Origin of the sequence: Megasphaera massiliensis, assembly GCF_000455225.1 — a bacterium.
Taxonomy (GTDB): Bacteria; Bacillota; Negativicutes; order Veillonellales; family Megasphaeraceae; genus Megasphaera; species Megasphaera massiliensis.
Genome location: NZ_HF954553.1, coordinates 1 through 790 on the forward strand (window position 1 = coordinate 1; position 790 = coordinate 790).

Consider the following 790-nt stretch of genomic DNA (forward strand, 5'->3'; position numbering starts at 1 on the left):
CAGCTTCGTTCGCCGTGTCCTATTAATGAAGGAGTTGCCGGAGGACGGCAGCAGCGCCCCCTCTTCAATTTGCTTTAAGATGACATCCTTGAGCTGATAATAAAGCGGGCTGCCTTTCTTGCTACGGTCAAGCATTTGGTCTCTCCTTTTCACAAATTGATTATGTCGTAATGTTGTTATAACATATTTTCAATTTTGTTGTAAAGCGTTTTCATTTTAAAATTTAGTTGAAAATGATCAGGTAATAGAAAGTGGATTGAACAAACCCAGTAACAGCAAGGTTTTCTGATTGTTGTACGAATTATTAAAGGTTCAATCTAAGGATCAGCGGGAACTTGCTCTCCCCTTTCTCATTCCCGGTTTCTCATGCTTATAATACAAATCCACAGCAAAAACCCAGCCGAGATTCGACTGGGTTTAGTTGCAGATTAAGTTCTACATCATCTTTTCTTACGAAACGTATACAACCAATGTGTGAGCATTCCAAGCGAAAACAACTATACTCAATAACCTACCGAATTCCTTAAAACAACAATATTTTCTTGAAGGAATGTTTGATTTTTTTCGATTCCTCTGTTTTTACACCAAACAACGGCACTGAAAGCATCGTAAATATTATAAAATGGCAGCACTTGTTCCAGGGCCAGCATAGGTCGAATCGATTGATATCCGTCAATGAACGGTATCTTTGTTCTCGGATTGACTTCCCAAATATCTCGATTAACTTTTGTAAAATCTATTTCCGACGATCCGCCACGGGCACTCTCGAAATCGATAATGCCAGCAACCT

Annotated in this window: 1 protein-coding gene; it reads right to left on the bottom strand. The window is 39.4% G+C overall.

Annotation, left to right across the window (positions count from 1 at the left end; genetic code table 11):
• Positions 1–503: 503 nt before the first annotated feature.
• The coding region (locus TX77_RS13890) for a hypothetical protein (protein ID WP_044505094.1) at positions 504–790 on the bottom strand (287 nt) is incomplete at its 5' end.